This is a genomic window from Amycolatopsis kentuckyensis, from assembly GCF_041679295.1.
Classification (GTDB): domain Bacteria; phylum Actinomycetota; class Actinomycetes; order Mycobacteriales; family Pseudonocardiaceae; genus Amycolatopsis; species Amycolatopsis kentuckyensis_A.
Window position 1 is genome coordinate 319,447 of the sequence record NZ_JBGDMD010000011.1, and the last position, 14,628, is coordinate 334,074.

Sequence of the window (14,628 nt, forward strand, 5' to 3'; positions counted from 1 at the left end):
AGGCATCGCAACCTTCCCCCAGGCAGCCCGCAAGAGGCACTCCAGTCAGCTACCCGGGAACCCGGAGCCGCAGACGAAATCTAACGCGCCTCTTGACCGCACCCATCAGCCGTTGGGGTGAAGTTTTCTCTACGGATTCCAAACATGTGATTCACCGACATTGTTTCCCCTTTACCTTCGGAGGCGGCACCGAGGGGATCAGCAGAGCGCTCGGCCGAACCGAAATCATCCGAGTGGGCCTTTTGGCGTAACAGAAAACGTCGGCTGGGACGCTTTCCGGTCACCGTCGGTTTGTTGTTTTCCCTTTGCAGCCTGATGGCGCGCGGACGCCGAGTCCTTGTGCCTTGTCCGCCCTCCGAGATCGATGCGTATTCACCTTGGTATGCCTGGGACTCGTGCATCAAGGCGGTCCGGTCGCGTACAGCAGCGTAGGCGGCGTTCGGCGACCCCGAGCGCCTATGCTCGGCCGGTGGCGATCGATTCTCCCGCGCCGAAGACACGTGCGTGGATTCCACAGTGGTCGACGGCCGCTGCGCTGCGTGCGGTCCGGGCCACGCTCGTCGTGCCCGGCCTGTTCGCCTTCAGCGTCACCGTGATCGGCGACCTGCAAGTGGCGACCTTCGCCGCGTTCGGCGGGTTCGCCACGCTGGTCTTGGCCTCCTTCGGCGGCGACCGGCGGGACAAGCTGCGCGCGCACTTCGGGCTCGCCGTCGTGGGCAGTGTCCTGCTGGCCGTCGGGACCGCCGCCAGCGCCTCGTTGCCGCTGGCCGCGGTCGTCACGCTGATCGTCACCTTCCTCGTGTTGTTCGGCGGCGTCGCGGGACCGAACGCGGCGGCCGGCGGCACCGCCGCCCTGCTCGCCTACGTGCTCCCGGCCGCCTCGCCCGGTGCGATGAGCATGGTGCCCGCCCGCCTCGGTGGCTGGTGGCTGGCGTCCGTGGTCGGCACCGCGGCCGTCCTGCTGCTGTCGCCCCGCTCGCCCGCGACGACCCTGCGTGACGCGGCGTCCCGGGCGGCCGGCACGCTGGCCGACTACCTCGATGCGGCCCTGCGCGGCGACCCCGCCGTCGGCACCGCCCACGAGGCGGCGATCGAGGCCAAGCACCACCTCATCGACGAATTCACCGCGACGCCGTACCGCCAGACCGGGCTGGCCGCCGAAGACCAAGCCCTCGACAACCTCGTGGGCTTGCTCGAATGGTGCGGTTCGGTCGTCGCCGACACCCTCGGCGAGTACCCGGACCTCGGCGGCGCGCCGGAGGTCGAACGGCAGCTCCTCGCCGAAACCAGCGCCTGCCTGCGCACGGTCGAGCGGCTGATGGCGGGTCGATCCGCCCGGCTGGACACCGGCGAACTGGACCGCAGGATCCAGGCGAGTGTGGCGTGGTTGCGCGACCTGGATTCCGGCGACCCGGGTTACGCCGACGCGGTCCACCTGTCCTTCCACGCCCGCACCGCCGCTTTCGCCGTCCGTGCCGCGGCTGTCGAAGCACAGGCCGCGGCGCCCGGCAGCCGGCGTCCGCGCGGGTTCTCGTTCGCGTCGCTGACCCGCGTCGCTTCACCCCACACGAGCGTGCGGTCGGTGTGGTTCGTCAACAGCCTCCGCGGTGCGGTGGCCCTGACCGCCGCGGTCGTCGTCGCCGGCGTGAGCGGGGTCGAGCACGGGTTCTGGGTCGTGCTCGGCACGCTGTCGGTGCTGCGCGGCAACGCGGCGGCGACCGGGTCGACCGCGCTTCGGGCGTTGCTCGGCACCGCGTTGGGCGTCGTCGTCGGTGCGCTGTTGCTGCTGGTCATCGGCACCAGCGCGCCGGCGTTGTGGATCGCCCTGCCGATCGCGGTGCTGGTCGCCGCCTACGCACCCGGCGCCCTGCCCTTCACCGCCGGTCAGGCCGCCTTCACCGTGACGGTGTCCGTGCTGTTCAACCTGCTCGCGCCGGCCGGGTGGCGGATCGGTGTCGTGCGGATCGAAGACGTCGCCATCGGCTGCGCGGTGTGCCTCGTGGCAGGCGCGCTGTTCTGGCCGCGCGGCGCCCGGGCGGTCGTCGCCGACGACCTCGCCGACGCGTTCCGGACCGGCGGCGCGTACCTGGCCGCGGCCGCGGACTGGGCGCTCGGCCTCCGCCACGACGCCCCCACGCCGGCCGCGGCGACCGCGGCCGGGACCCGGCTCGACGACGCGCTCCGGGGCTTCCTCAGCGAGCAGGGCACCAAGCACGTCCCCAAACACGACCTGTGGCGGCTGGTCATGGGCACGGTCCGCTCGCGGCTGACCGCGCAGTCGCTGGCCGGTCTGCCGAACCCGCACGTCGAGCCGGACCCGTTCCGCCGGCTCCTCGGCGACCAAGCCGGGCAGCTCGCCGCCTGGTACGACCACCTCGCGTCGCGGCTGGACCGCACCGACCACGGCGACGTGCCCATGCTCGCCCCACCCGCGTTCCCCGACGTCCTCGAGCAGCCCGGCGCTTCGGTGCGCGACCTCGCCTGCGCGCTGTGGGTGCACGAACACATCAAGCACATCGCGGCCCGGCTCGGCGAGCTCGTCGAACCCGCCGCCGTGGTGGCGGCCCAGCGCCACCGCCCGTGGTGGCGCTAGCGGGGCCCCTCCGCGGCGGCCGGATCGGCGAGCCCGAGGATCCACCCGCTCCAAGCCGTGTCGGCGCGTCGCCCGGGCAGCTCCAGCGCCGCCGAGACCGTCTGGACGAGACCGGTGGCGAAGAACGTCCGCACCTGCAGGGCATCCGCCCCCGTCAACCGGGCGATCGAGTCCAGCAGACCGAGGTGGCGGCGCCGCACCGCCTCCCGGACGTCCTCGTCGGCCGCCGCCGCGTAACCCTGCAGCACGACGAGCCCGACCGTCCGATCACGCTGCAGCAGCCGCACGTAAGCGGTCCCGAGCGCCACGAGTGTCGGCTCGGCACCGTCGAACGCGGCCTCGATCCGGTCGAAGGCGGCGTGGACGACGTCGAGGAACAGCTTCTGCTTGGAGCCGAACATCTGCACGATCCGCGGGTGCGAGATCCCGGCCCGGCCGGCGATGGCTTCCAGCCGCGTACCCGCCAGCCCGTGCACGGCGAACTCCGCGTCGGCGGCCTCGATGATCCCCGCCCGGCGCGCCGCGGCGGGCAGGCGAGCCCGGCCTCCGTCGGTCACCCCTGCTCCGCGCCGCCGAGCTGGCTCAGCACGAACTTGTTGTCGTACAAGCAGCGATAGGCGTGGATCAGCCCGTCCTCGCCCAGCTCCAAGCGGTCGTCACCGTGGAACTCGACCCGGCGGCCCGTCTTGGCGAAGGTACCGGTGAAGCGCCACGCGACCAGCACGGCGCGGCGCGTCACCTCGGCGTACAACCCCATGAGCGTGAAGGAGTAGTCCGGATAGCCGCGCGCCATGCGCGTCACGAACTCGCGGATCGAATCCGGGCCGTGGACCGTCCGGCCCACCGCGGGTTCGTCGTAGACGAGGTCGTCCGCGCACATCGCGGCGACCGCGTCGGCGTCGTGGTCGTTCCACGCCTTCGCCCACCGGTCACTGAACGCCTGGACCGCGGCCAAGTCGGTCGCGGCCACGGCGGCCTCGAACGTTGTCATGGAGCTAACTTACAAGTAAGTAAGCTCACTGGCAAGCGCGGTGCCTCACGGGGTCACGACGAGCCGCCGGCCGCGCAGGTCGGTTCGCTGCCAAGCCGTCTCGATGTCGCCGAGCGGGGCGCGCTCGACTCCGGCGACGAGTTTCCCCTCGCGCGTCCACCGGACGATGCGGCCGTAGGCGTCGGCCACGGCCCGTCCGTCCAGGCCCTTGCCGACGCCGCAGACCTCCACGCCGGACGTGCGGACGCTGTCCGCGGTGAGCGCGATCCGGGATCCGGCCGACTCGCCCGCCTGGACGAGGCGGGTGGCTTTCGGCCGGCCGATCCGGCTGGGTACGAGCGCCTTGAGCAACAGCTCGGTCGGGCGGCCCCACAGGAAGTCGAGCACCACGTCGTAGCCCTCGCCGGCTTCGGTTGCGAAGGCTTCGGTGAGCTCGTCGTCGGCCACCGCGGTGTTGATCACCGCGTCGGCGCCGAGGCCGGCGACCTCGGCCAGCGCGTCGTCGTCGCGGCCCGTGGCCACCACGCGTCCCGCGCCGAGCAGCCGGGCCACCTGCACGGCAAGCCTTCCGGCGACGCCGGTCGCGCCCTGGACGAGGACGGTCTCGCCCGGGGTGAAGCCGGCCGCGGTCTCGATCGCGAAGCCGGTGACGGCGGAGGAAATCACGACGGCGACGGCCGGGTCGATCCCCTCGGGTGCCGGGGTCGTGTTCCGGACCGGGACGACGGTGCGCTCGGCCAGCGCGCCGTAGGGCGGGCGCGGCCGGCTGAACCCGACGAGGGTGCCGTCGGGGAGGGTGCCGATCCCGTCGAACACGACGATCGCGGGAAGCCCGGGGAGGAAGTGGCGGGCGGCGAAGTGGGTGCCCGCCGCGACGGCCTTGTCGACGTTCTCCACCGCGACAGCCTTCACCTCCACCAGGACCTCACCGTCGCCCGCGACCGGATCGGGGAAGTCCTCGTACCGCGGCACACCCCCGAACTCGTGCAGGACCGCCGCTTTCACCGGCGATCACCTCTTCCGGCGACGAGGCCGGCGATCCAGTTCTGCCACCCGACCAGGACCCGCGGCGGCCTGGTGTGCCGCCGCTTCGGGTTCGCGTGCCGGTGCCGATGGCCTGCTTCCGAGTGCGCGGGCATCCCCGGCAGCTTGTGCAGGTGCTCGTGGAGCCGTTCGGTGATCGATGCCGACATGGAGTCCTCCTCCTGGGCGTGGCCACTTGTTCGTATCAGGTACGAACAAGATGATCGTATCACGCACGAACAGGGCGAGGACAGGAAAATGGCGAAGACGGACAGCAGTGACTTGATCTGGCTGCGACCGCAGCCCCACGAGCGCCGGCCGCGGTTCAGCCGCGAGCAGATCACCGCCGCCGCGGTGCGGGTCGCGGACGCCGAAGGCTTCGGGGCGGTCACGATGAAGCGCGTCGCCGCCGAGCTCGGGGCGGGCACGATGAGCCTCTACTACTACGTGCGCACCAAGGCCGACCTGGTGGCGCTGATGCAGGACTCGATCCTCGCCGACCTGCTGATCCCCGACGACGAGCTACCGCCGGACTGGCGCGACGCGGTCATCGTCATCGCCCGGCGGACCCGCGACGTCCTGCTCGCCCACCCGTGGTCCATCGCGTCGCTCGACGACGCCCGGTTCGGGCCGAACGCCATGCGGCACATCGAGCAATCGCTTGCGGCGCTCGACCAGCTCGACCTGGACCCCGCGGCGAAGCTGTCGCTCTGGGGGATCGTGGACGACTACGTGTTCGGCAGCGCCCTGCACACCATCGAGACGCGCACTCGCGTGGCCCAAGCCGAGCACAACCCCCAGCTCGTCGCCGACGCCCTCACCTACGGGCAGCAACAGCTCGCCACCGGGCAGTTCCCGCGCCTCGCGGCCCTTTACCGGCAGCAGTCAGGGGCCGATCGGAACAACGACACGGCCGGAGCGGATCCGCTCACGGCCCAGTTCGAGCGCGGCCTCGTCGCGCTTCTGGACGGGCTCCGCCTCTGATTCGTCCACTGTGGTCGCGTCCATGTAACTTTCACCGCCGGGACGTTCCCCGGGCGCCTTTCATTGACATTTCTTCTCCCGGACAGCCACGCTGGCGCAACTCATGTTAGCGATAACAACCGGCTCGCCGACGGGGATGCCGCACGACGGCGGGCGCTCCCCGGAAGCGGACCTGAACCTGGCTGGGAGAAGTTCGTCATGAGCAGAGGAAGCATCCGATCACTGATCGCCGCGGCGACCGCCGTCGTGACGGTTGTCGCCACGGTGGTGCTGGGTGGGACGTCGGCGCAGGCCGATGTCACCGGTTCGCTGCACGGGGTCGGTTCGGGGCGGTGCCTCGACGTCCCGAACGCCAGCCAGACCGACGGTACCTCCCTGCAGATCTACGACTGCTGGAACACAGCCGGCCAGCAGTGGACGTCGACCACCAGTGGCCTGCTCACCGTGTTCGGCAGCAAGTGCCTGGACGTACCCGGCAGCTCGACCACCGCCGGCACGCGGGTGCAGATCTGGACCTGCCACGGTGGGGCCAACCAGCAGTGGCGGGTGAACTCCGACGGCACCATCGTCGGCGTGCAGTCCGGGCTCTGCCTCGACGTCACCGGTGGCGGTACGGCCAACGGGACCGCCGTGGGGCTCTGGACCTGCAACGGGGGCAGCAACCAGAAGTGGACGGGCCTGTCGACCACGCCGACGACGACCACGACCACGACCGGCGGGGGCACCGGCTGTTCCCTCCCGTCGAGCTACCGCTGGTCGTCGACCGGTGTGCTGGCGACGCCGAAGAACGGTTGGGTCTCGCTGAAGGACTTCACCAACGTCGTCTACAACGGCAAGCACCTCGTATACGCCTCGAACGTCTCGGGTTCCACCTACGGCTCGATGGCTTTCAGCCCCTTCACCAACTGGTCCGACATGGCTTCGGCCGGCCAGAACGGGATGAGCCAGGCCGCGGTCGCGCCCACACTGTTCTACTTCGCGCCCAAGAACATCTGGGTACTGGCCTACCAGTGGGGTGCCTGGCCCTTCATCTACCGGACCTCGAGCGACCCCACCAACCCCAACGGCTGGTCGTCGCCGCAGCCGTTGTTCACGGGCAGCATCTCCGGCTCCGGTACGGGTCCGATCGACCAGACCCTGATCGCCGACGGCTCGAACATGTACCTGTTCTTCGCCGGGGACAACGGCAAGATCTACCGGGCGAGCATGCCGATCGGGAACTTCCCGGGCAGTTTCGGCTCGAACTACACGACGATCATGAGCGACACGCAGGCCAACTTGTTCGAGGCGGTCCAGGTCTACAAGGTCCAGGGCCAGAACCAGTACCTGATGATCGTCGAGGCGATGGGCGCGAACGGCCGCTACTTCCGCTCGTTCACGGCCAGCAGCCTCGGCGGCTCGTGGACGCCGCAGGCGGCCAGCGAAAGCAATCCCTTCGCGGGCAAGGCCAACAGCGGTGCGAGCTGGACCAACGACATCAGCCACGGTGACCTGGTCCGCACCAACCCGGACCAGACCATGACCGTCGACCCCTGCAACCTCCAGCTGCTCTACCAAGGCAAGTCCCCCAACGCCAGCGGTCCCTACGACCAGCTGCCGTGGCGGCCGGGCGTGCTGACGCTGCAGCGCTGAGCCGACGAAACACGGAAACCCCGGCCCGCGGCCGGGGTTTCCGTGTTTCGCGGAAGTTGATCGACCGGGTTTCCCGGACTAGGCTCGGAACACTCCGGTTTTCCGGCCGGCGCGGACCCGAGGGAGCTGCCGACGTGGTCGAGACGCACGACATCGTTCGCCCGCCCGCCGAGCTCAGCGCGGCGCTCGCGGCCATCGGCAGTGCGACGGCCAGCGGCGAGCTCAGCCGCATGGGCATCCGCAGCGCCTTCATCCGCGGCCCGGTTTCGGTGACGCCCGGCGTGCGCGTGGCCGGGCCGGCGCTGACGCTGCAGTTCCTGCCGAAACGCGAAGACCTCTATCCCGTCGACGAGTACGAAGAACCGGAAAAGCAGCTGCACCGGCACGTCATGTACCACGCCCAGCCCGGCGACATGATCGTCGTCGACGCGCGCGGGGACATGGAAAGCGGCGTGTTCGGCGAAATGATGCTGACCTACTTCAAGGGCCGCGGCGGGGCCGGCGTGATCGTCGACGGGTGCCTGCGCGACACCGGCGAGGCCAAGCAGCTCGGGCTCGGGCTGTGGATCCGGGGCGCCACCCCGAACTTCCACGCCCAGACCGGCATCGTCCCCGCCGCCGTCAACGTGCCGGTGGCCTGTGGTGGCACACTCGTCGAGCCGGGCGACATCGTCGTCGCCGACGACGACGGGGCGGTCGTCGTGCCGGTCAAGCTCGCCCCCGCGCTGGTGGCGCACGCCCAGGAACACGCGGAATGGGAGGAGTTCTCCCGGATCCGGCTGGCCGAGGGCGGCGACATGCGGCTGTACTACCCGCTCTCGGACGAGGCCCGGCCCGAATACGAACGGTGGCGCGCCGACCAGGGCCGCGCCTAGCTGTAGTGCCCTGTGAGGTTGTTGACGCGGGTGATGGGTGGCTTTCCGCCGAGTGAGGTGTGGGCTCGGTGGTGGTTGTAGCGGTGGAGGAACTCGGGCAGGGCTTGGGCGCGGTGGTGTGAGCTGGTGAAGGGTTGGGCGTAGGCCCATTCCTCGGCGAGGGTGCGGTTGAAGCGTTCGGCTTTGCCGTTGTTTGCGGCCGGTAGCGGCGGGTGAAGCGGGCTTCGGCGCCGAGGTCGGCCAGGGCTTCACGCCAGGGGTGGGAGCGGCGGTAGGCCAGGGCGTTGTCGGTCATGACTCGTTCGATCCGGTCGATGCCCAGCTCGGCCAGCGCGGCGGCGGCGCGGCGGAGGAATCCGGCGCAGGTGGTGGCGGTTTCGTCGGGGTGGATTTCGGCGTAGGCGATGCGGGTGTGGTCGTCGATGGCGCAGTGGACGTATTCGTAGCCCACGCGTGGTGCGTTGCGTGCGGCGGCGTGTTGGGTGCTGTCGCGGCCGTGGACTCGCCAGCCACCACCGTCGCGGAGCCGGCCGAGTTTCTTCACGTCGACGTGGAGGAGTTCGCCGGGGCGAGCGCGTTCGTAGCGGCGGATGGGTTGTCCGGTGGGGCGGTCCAGCCAGGCCAGTTTCGGCAGGTGGTGGCGGGTCAGGACGCGGTGCACGGTGGAGGCGTGCAGGTCGAGGATGCCGGCGATGCGGGCCGGGCCGAGACGTCGGTTGCGGCGCAGGTCGAGGATCTGCTGTTCGGTTGCCTCGGGCGTGCGGGTGGGTGTGTGGTGTGGCCGGCTGGGGCGGTCGAGCAGGCCGGCGTCGCCGTGTTCGCGGTAGCGGCGGACCCATTTGTGGGCGGTGGCGCGGGAGATTCCCAGCTCGGTGGCCACGTGGGCGACCGGGCGTCCCGCGGTGACCCGGTCGATGAGCAACCGGCGTCCGTGCAGGGTCAACCGGGCATTACGGTGGGGCACGAAGACCTCCGTTGTGTTCGGTGATGGCGTCAGACACCAGCACCACACACGGAGGTCTTCGTCTTGATCAACCCGACGCGCCGCTCAACGGTCAACAACGTCCATGGTCACTACACCTAGCTGGTCCCGATGACATGAATGAGTCATTCATGTCGCCAGGCGTCAGGGCTCCGGCAAAGTCGGGTGGGGCGATGCTCCGCCCGGCACCACCGCCCGCGGAACGCCGGGCCGAAGAGGCGCTTCGGCGGCCCCCGGACCGGCCGCGCCGATCCGACTATGCCGGGACCCTGTCGTCAGGCGTCATGAATGAGTCATTCATGCCATCCGCCAACCGCCACCTCCACGACTGACTACCCACCGCCTCGCCACGCCACAAAGGCCGACACCAAAGGCGAGAGGCCCCCGAGAACAGACACCGACGAGAACCCAGACTCCCCCCGCACCCCGATCCGAAGCCAGAACACGGCCGGCAACGCCGGGTCAAGGCATCTTTCCCGCCTTGACCCGGTGTTGCCGGCCGTAGTCACCATGACAGCTTCGGGGTGCCGGAAGGGCTTTGACAGGACAGCTGCAGCCGCCCCACCTCACGCGACCCGAATGCGCGTCCCCAAGCCCCACCCCGCCCCGCACGCCATGACCATTCAAGTCACCTGACGCCAGGGCTCCAGCAAAGTCGGCCGGGGCGATGCTCCGCCCGGCACACCTCCGCCCGCGGAACGCTGGGCTTCGGTGGTCATCAACGACTCGTTCATCGCATCCGGCAAGGTGAACGACTCGGTCATGACGTCACCGGCCACCGGGCCGGCCGCACCGATCCGACTTTGCCGGGACCCTGTCGTCAGGCGTCATGAATGAGTCATTCATGTCATCGGTGACCCTAGCTCCACAGCCGGTCGTGGCTCGACTCCTTGTCCCAGTGCGTCGTTTCCGCGAAGAACACCGGATCGCGCGGGTCGAGGTGGCGGCGCAGCAGCTCCTCGTTGAGGTCGCCGAACCCCAGCCCCGGCGTATCCGGCACCGTGATGTGACCCTCCCTGATCAGCGGACCGGTGACGAGGTCGCTCCAGAACTCCACGTCGGCCGCGTGGTGTTCGAGGGCCAGGAAGTTCTCCGTGGCGGCGGCCAGGTGCACGCACGCCATCGTCGCGATCGGTGACGCCGCCAGGTGCAGGGCCATCGCGATCCCGCGCTCCTGCGCGTAGTCGCCGAGCCGCTTGGTCTCCGCGATCCCGCCCGCCGTCGCCGGATCCGGGTGCACGACGCGGATGGCGCCCGCGTCCAGCAGCGGCCGGAAACCCTCGACCAGGTAGATGTCCTCCCCCGTGCACGTCGGGACCGCGACGGCATCGGTCAGCCGACGCCACTGATCGGTGAGCTGCCACGGGATCAGGTCCTCGATCCACGCCAGCGTGAACGGTTCCAGGGCGCGGCCGATCCGGATGCCCGAGTCGAGGGCGATGTGGCCGAAGTGGTCGGCGGCGAGCGCGACGTCGTAGCCGACGACGGACCGCACGATGTCCACATAGGACACGAGGTGCTCGACGCCGCGGGCGGTGACCTGGATGCCGGTGAACGGGTGCATCGTCGTGGCGTCCTCGCGCGCGCCGGGCGGCGCGATCAGCGCCCCCGGCACGTCCCACAGCAGGTCGATGCCGACGTCCATCTTCAGCATCGTGAAGCCGCGCTGCTTGCGCTCCAGCAGCCGGGCACCCATCGCGTGCGGGTCCGGCAGCGACGGCGTGTCCGCGTAGCAGCGGACCGAGTCCCGGAACCGGCCCCCGATCAGCGCGTACGCGGGCACTCCGTACGCCTTGCCGGCCAGGTCCATCAGCGCCATCTCGACGCCGGAGACCCCGCCGCCCTGGCGGCCGTGGTGCCCGAACTGCTTGATCTTGCGGAAGATCTTGTCGAGGTTGCAGGGGTTTTCCCCGACGAGCCTGCTCTTCAGCACGAGCGCGTAGGTGGCGCTGGCCTGGTCGCGCACCTCCCCGTAGCCGACGAGTCCCTGGTTGGTGTCGATCCGGATGATCGACGAGCGGAACGGCACGCCGGCCAGGTTGGCCACCCGCAGGTCGGTGATGCGCAGCTCGCTCGGCCGGGACGCCGTCGGGACGTGCTCCTCGGTGATCATCCCTTCACCGCGCCCGCGGTGAGGCCCTCGGTCAGGAACCGCTGCCCGAACCCGTACATGAGCACGACCGGGATGCTGACCAGCAGCGAGGCCGCGGCCAGCTGCCCCTGCGGCACGACGTCGCCGAAGATCATCGACTGCATGCCGACGGGCAGGGTCTTGTTCTCGTCCTTGGTGATGAACACGAAGGCGAACAGGAACTCGTTCCACGCGTTGGTGAGCGTGAACAGCGCGACCGCCAGCAGGCCCGGTTTGGCCAGCGGCAGCACGATCCGCACGAACGCCCCGAACCGCGTGCAGCCGTCGACCAGCGCGGCCTCCTCGAGGTCGGCCGGGATCGACTTGAAGTAGCCGACGAGCAGCCACGTCGCGAACGGCAGCGTGAACGTCGGGTAGGCGAGCACGAGCGACCACAGCGAATCGTTGAGCCCGATCCAGCTCACCAGCTCGTACAACGGGATGAACAGCAGCGCGCCCGGCATCACGTAGGTGAGCAGGATCGTCACGGTGAAGCTCTCCGAACCCCGGAACTTCAGCCGTGCCAGCGCGTACCCCGCCAGGGCCGCGCAGACCAGGGCGATCGCGGTGGACGCCACCGACACCAGGATCGTGTTGACGTACCAGGTGCCGAACGCCCCGGTGAACAGGTTGGTGAACTGCTGGGTGGTCCACGGGGTCGGCCAGAGGTCGTCGGTGCGCGCGACGATCTGGTCGTCGGACTTGAAGGCCGTGATCGTCATCCAGTACAGCGGGGCGAGCACGAAACCCAGCAGCGCCAGGAGTGCGAGCCCGCTGCCGGTGCCGCCGACCAGGCGCGCGGCCAGCCGGTTGCCGCGGATGGCGAGCACGGAGACCGCCCGGCCGACCGCGGCCGCGAGCAGCACGAACACGCCCAGCACGAGCGCGGCCTTCCAGACGATGTGCGGCGACGCCCAGGCCAGCACGAGCACCGAGACGACCACGATCGCCCACGGCAGCGCCCGGCGCTGCGCCGGAGTCAGCCGGCGGCGCCCCAGGTCGACCGCGCCCGGCCGGTCGTCGCGGCGCATCAGCCGCACGAGGATCACCACGAGGATCGCGATGACCGGCAGCATCACCAGCGTGACCGCGGCGCCCGCGCCCAGCTGCAGCTGCTGGATGGCCTTGGAGTAGGCCACCATCACGTACGGGGCGGTGGCGTCCCCCGGGCCACCCTGGGTCATCAGCCAGATCAGGTCGAAGTTGTTGAACGTCCAGATCGACGACAGCAGGACCGTCACGATCATGACCGGCCGCAGCCCCGGCAGCGTGATGTGCACGAAGCGCTGCCACGGCGAGGCGCCGTCCACCATCGCCGCCTCGTGGAGATTGCCGTCGATGGCCTTGAGCCCGGCCAGGAACGTCACCGTGAAGAACGGGATGCCCTTCCAGACGTTGACCAGGATGACCGCCGGCATCGCGAGCGCGGGATCGGACAGCCACTCCGCGGGCCACTTGTCGACGAGCCCGATCGCGGCGAGGCCGGGCCCGATCCCGGACTCGGTGAGCAGGACGTTGACGCTGCCGAAGATCGGGTCCAGCAACGACCGCCACGTGAAGGCCGTGACGACGGTCGGGATCACCCACGGCAGCAGGATCACGCCGGCGACGATCGCCTTGCCGCGGCGCATGTGGTGCAGCATCAACGCCGCGATGAGGCCGAAGGTCACCTTGAAGATCTCGGCGTACGCGGTGAAGACGAACGAATTCAGCACGCCGTGGTAGAACAGGCCGTCGCCGATGAGGGCGGTGTAGTTGTCCAGCCCCACGAAAACCGTCTCGGCGCCGTGGCGTTCGGTGGCGCTGGTGAAGATCGAACCGACGATCGGGACCAGGATCAGGCCGGCGACGAGCACCAGCGTCGGCCCGATGAAGACGGCGGCGAGGCGCCAGTCGCGCCCGAGCAGCCGCTGCACGCGCGTGAGCGAGGACGACCCGCCCGGCGCCGGGCGGACCGGCGCCGGCCGCGGCGTCTTCGTGCGCACGACCGTCATTGCCGGTAACCCTGCTGCTCGAAGATCTGCACGATCCGGCCGTGGGTCGCGGCGACGGCGTCGGCCGGCTTGGTGCCCTGGATGACCGACTGCATCATGTCGGTCAGCAGGTAGGCGGCGATGGCGGCCTGCTCGCCGGGGCTCGGGGTCTGGGGGAACGCGTAGCCGGTCTCGGTCTTCACCGGGAGCTGCACGCGGGTCTGCTCCCGCAGCGCGGCGAAGGCCGGGTCACCGGTCGTGTAGTACGGGTCGGAGTCCCACACCTTGCTCCACGACGGGTTGACCAGGCACGGTGCTTCCTTCGCGACTCCGAGCAGCGCCGTCCCGCCGGCCATGAACTTCGCCACCACCTTGGCCAGCTGAGGGTTCTTCGCCCCCTTGAACACGACGAAGGAGTTGGACTCGCCGTACGCGAGCGGCACGTCGAGCGCCGGGCCGGTGGCGCCGTTGAACACGTGCGTGTTGCCGTAGACCGGGTTCTTCTTCGTCTTCGAGTCGGCGTAGACGCTGAACTGGTTGAGCGTGAGCCCGAGGATCCCGGCCAGCCAGTTCTCGTTGTTGCTCGAGTCGGTCCAGCTGCCGACCCCGGGCGGCAGCATCGGCTGGTACTTGGGGTTCGTGTAGATGTCGCCGATGAACGTGACGGCGGCGACGGTCTCCGGCGAGTTGAACACCACCTTCGTGCCGGTGTTGTCCGCGATCGCCCCGCCATAGACGTTGATGACGTTCTGGATGAAGCCGTTGGCGTCGCCGGAGCGGTTCACCGTGAGCCCCCAGCCGAAGCGCCGCTTCGACGGATCGGAAACCGCCAACGCGTTGTCGCGCAATTCTTCCCACGTGTAGTACGGCTTGAGCGGGAGGCCCTTCTCCTGGTACCAGTCCTTGCGCAGGTACATCCCCGACGCGATGAAGTGGTACGGGATCGCGAACCAGCGCCCGTCGAACACGCAGTAGTCGTTCGCCTCGGTCGCGGGCTCGCCGTAAAGCGCTTTCATGTCGGTGACCACGTCGGTGACGTCGGTGAGCGCGCCGAGGTTGTGCAGCTGGCCGACGAACCGCCGGTCGCTCACGAAGGCCAGGTCGCGGTTGGTGCCCGCCTTCACCTCGGCGTCCATCTTCGCGACCATGTCCCCGGCGTCGCCGGAGACCAGGTCGTTGCGGATCGTGGTTCCGGTCGCCTGCGCGAACGCCTGCAGCGACTTGTCCAGCGCCTTGTTGGCCGCTTCCGAATACAGCTTCTGCGAAAGCATTCCCACCGACCCACCGCGCAGCGAGGCCGCCTGGTCGAGCAAGGGTTGGGGCACCTGGACGTCGACCTGCGGCGCCGGTGCCGGGCCGCTCCCGCACCCGGCGAGACCGAGCACGCCGAGCGCGCTCACCCCTAGGAACGTGCGCCTCGACAGGTCCGTTTTCTGTTCCATGA

At 69.8% G+C, this 14,628-nt stretch carries 12 protein-coding genes and 1 pseudogene; 4 read left to right on the top strand and 9 right to left on the bottom strand.

Annotated features, from left to right (window positions below; genetic code table 11):
• Positions 1–469: 469 nt before the first annotated feature.
• Entirely contained in the window at positions 470–2,593 is a 2,124-nt protein-coding gene (locus ACERZO_RS39720) for an FUSC family protein (protein WP_372671165.1), read from the top strand.
• On the opposite strand, the gene ACERZO_RS39725 is transcribed toward ACERZO_RS39720, so the two are convergent.
• From ACERZO_RS39725 to ACERZO_RS39740, 4 genes are read right to left on the bottom strand one after another with little or no spacing between them, the layout of a single operon-like run.
• The gene (locus ACERZO_RS39725; RefSeq protein ID WP_372671166.1) at positions 2,590–3,150 is read right to left on the bottom strand and encodes a TetR/AcrR family transcriptional regulator; all 561 of its coding nucleotides are present in this window, start codon (positions 3,148–3,150) and stop codon (positions 2,590–2,592) included. The genes ACERZO_RS39720 and ACERZO_RS39725 overlap by 4 nt on opposite strands.
• A complete protein-coding gene (locus ACERZO_RS39730; RefSeq protein WP_372671167.1) occupies positions 3,147–3,584 on the bottom strand; it encodes a nuclear transport factor 2 family protein in 438 nt (145 codons plus the stop codon). Before ACERZO_RS39730 ends, ACERZO_RS39725 begins: the two co-directional genes overlap by 4 nt.
• A 45-nt stretch (positions 3,585–3,629) precedes the next feature.
• Complete coding sequence (locus ACERZO_RS39735) at positions 3,630–4,589, bottom strand: quinone oxidoreductase family protein (RefSeq protein ID WP_372671168.1); 960 nt, start codon at positions 4,587–4,589, stop codon at positions 3,630–3,632.
• Positions 4,586–4,777 (bottom strand): hypothetical protein, encoded by a 192-nt coding sequence (locus tag ACERZO_RS39740; RefSeq protein WP_372671169.1) that lies wholly within the window; start codon positions 4,775–4,777, stop codon positions 4,586–4,588. The genes ACERZO_RS39735 and ACERZO_RS39740 overlap by 4 nt, the downstream gene beginning before the upstream one ends.
• An 88-nt stretch (positions 4,778–4,865) precedes the next feature.
• On the opposite strand from ACERZO_RS39740, the gene ACERZO_RS39745 reads away from it, so the two are divergent.
• The 3 genes from ACERZO_RS39745 (at position 4,866) to ACERZO_RS39755 (ending at position 8,098) form a co-directional block, all read left to right on the top strand.
• Positions 4,866–5,591, top strand: coding sequence for a TetR/AcrR family transcriptional regulator (locus ACERZO_RS39745; protein WP_372671170.1), 726 nt, complete (start codon positions 4,866–4,868; stop codon positions 5,589–5,591).
• A gap of 198 nt (positions 5,592–5,789) precedes the next feature.
• Positions 5,790–7,223: a non-reducing end alpha-L-arabinofuranosidase family hydrolase gene (locus ACERZO_RS39750; protein WP_372671171.1), complete on the top strand. Its 1,434-nt coding sequence runs from the start codon at positions 5,790–5,792 to the stop codon at positions 7,221–7,223.
• Positions 7,224–7,357: 134 nt separating this feature from the next.
• On the top strand, positions 7,358–8,098 hold the full coding sequence (locus ACERZO_RS39755) for a ribonuclease activity regulator RraA (protein WP_372671172.1): 741 nt from the start codon (positions 7,358–7,360) through the stop codon (positions 8,096–8,098).
• Here the strand turns inward: ACERZO_RS39755 and ACERZO_RS39760 are convergent.
• The 5 genes and pseudogenes from ACERZO_RS39760 to ACERZO_RS39780 all read right to left on the bottom strand — a co-directional run bounded on the left by ACERZO_RS39760 (position 8,095) and on the right by ACERZO_RS39780 (position 14,626).
• Positions 8,095–9,062: pseudogene (locus ACERZO_RS39760) on the bottom strand (IS481 family transposase). The gene ACERZO_RS39755 and the pseudogene ACERZO_RS39760 sit on opposite strands and share 4 nt — an antisense overlap.
• A 641-nt stretch (positions 9,063–9,703) precedes the next feature.
• Positions 9,704–9,844 carry a hypothetical protein gene (locus tag ACERZO_RS39765; protein WP_372671173.1) on the bottom strand — a complete coding sequence of 47 codons (141 nt, stop codon included), beginning with the start codon at positions 9,842–9,844 and terminating at the stop codon, positions 9,704–9,706.
• 95 nt (positions 9,845–9,939) lie between these two features.
• Complete coding sequence (locus ACERZO_RS39770; RefSeq protein ID WP_372671174.1) at positions 9,940–11,193, bottom strand: mandelate racemase/muconate lactonizing enzyme family protein; 1,254 nt, start codon at positions 11,191–11,193, stop codon at positions 9,940–9,942.
• Positions 11,190–13,205 carry an ABC transporter permease gene (locus ACERZO_RS39775; RefSeq protein ID WP_372671175.1) on the bottom strand — a complete coding sequence of 672 codons (2,016 nt, stop codon included), beginning with the start codon at positions 13,203–13,205 and terminating at the stop codon, positions 11,190–11,192. The genes ACERZO_RS39770 and ACERZO_RS39775 overlap by 4 nt, the downstream gene beginning before the upstream one ends.
• A complete protein-coding gene (locus ACERZO_RS39780) occupies positions 13,202–14,626 on the bottom strand; it encodes an ABC transporter substrate-binding protein (protein WP_372671176.1) in 1,425 nt (474 codons plus the stop codon). The genes ACERZO_RS39775 and ACERZO_RS39780 overlap by 4 nt, the downstream gene beginning before the upstream one ends.
• Between the last annotated feature and the right edge of the window lie 2 nt (positions 14,627–14,628).

Bases quoted from the DNA above. Each gene is read 5' to 3' on its own strand.
- ACERZO_RS39730 (WP_372671167.1), bottom strand. From the start codon at position 3,584: ATGACAACGTTCGAGGCCGCCGTGGCCGCGACCGACTTGGCCGCGGTC.
- ACERZO_RS39740 (WP_372671169.1), bottom strand. From the start codon at position 4,777: ATGTCGGCATCGATCACCGAACGGCTCCACGAGCACCTGCACAAGCTG.
- ACERZO_RS39745 (WP_372671170.1), top strand. From the start codon at position 4,866: ATGGCGAAGACGGACAGCAGTGACTTGATCTGGCTGCGACCGCAGCCC.
- ACERZO_RS39750 (WP_372671171.1), top strand. From the start codon at position 5,790: ATGAGCAGAGGAAGCATCCGATCACTGATCGCCGCGGCGACCGCCGTC.
- ACERZO_RS39765 (WP_372671173.1), bottom strand. From the start codon at position 9,844: ATGACCGAGTCGTTCACCTTGCCGGATGCGATGAACGAGTCGTTGATG.
- ACERZO_RS39770 (WP_372671174.1), bottom strand. From the start codon at position 11,193: ATGATCACCGAGGAGCACGTCCCGACGGCGTCCCGGCCGAGCGAGCTG.
- ACERZO_RS39775 (WP_372671175.1), bottom strand. From the start codon at position 13,205: ATGACGGTCGTGCGCACGAAGACGCCGCGGCCGGCGCCGGTCCGCCCG.
- ACERZO_RS39780 (WP_372671176.1), bottom strand. From the start codon at position 14,626: ATGGAACAGAAAACGGACCTGTCGAGGCGCACGTTCCTAGGGGTGAGC.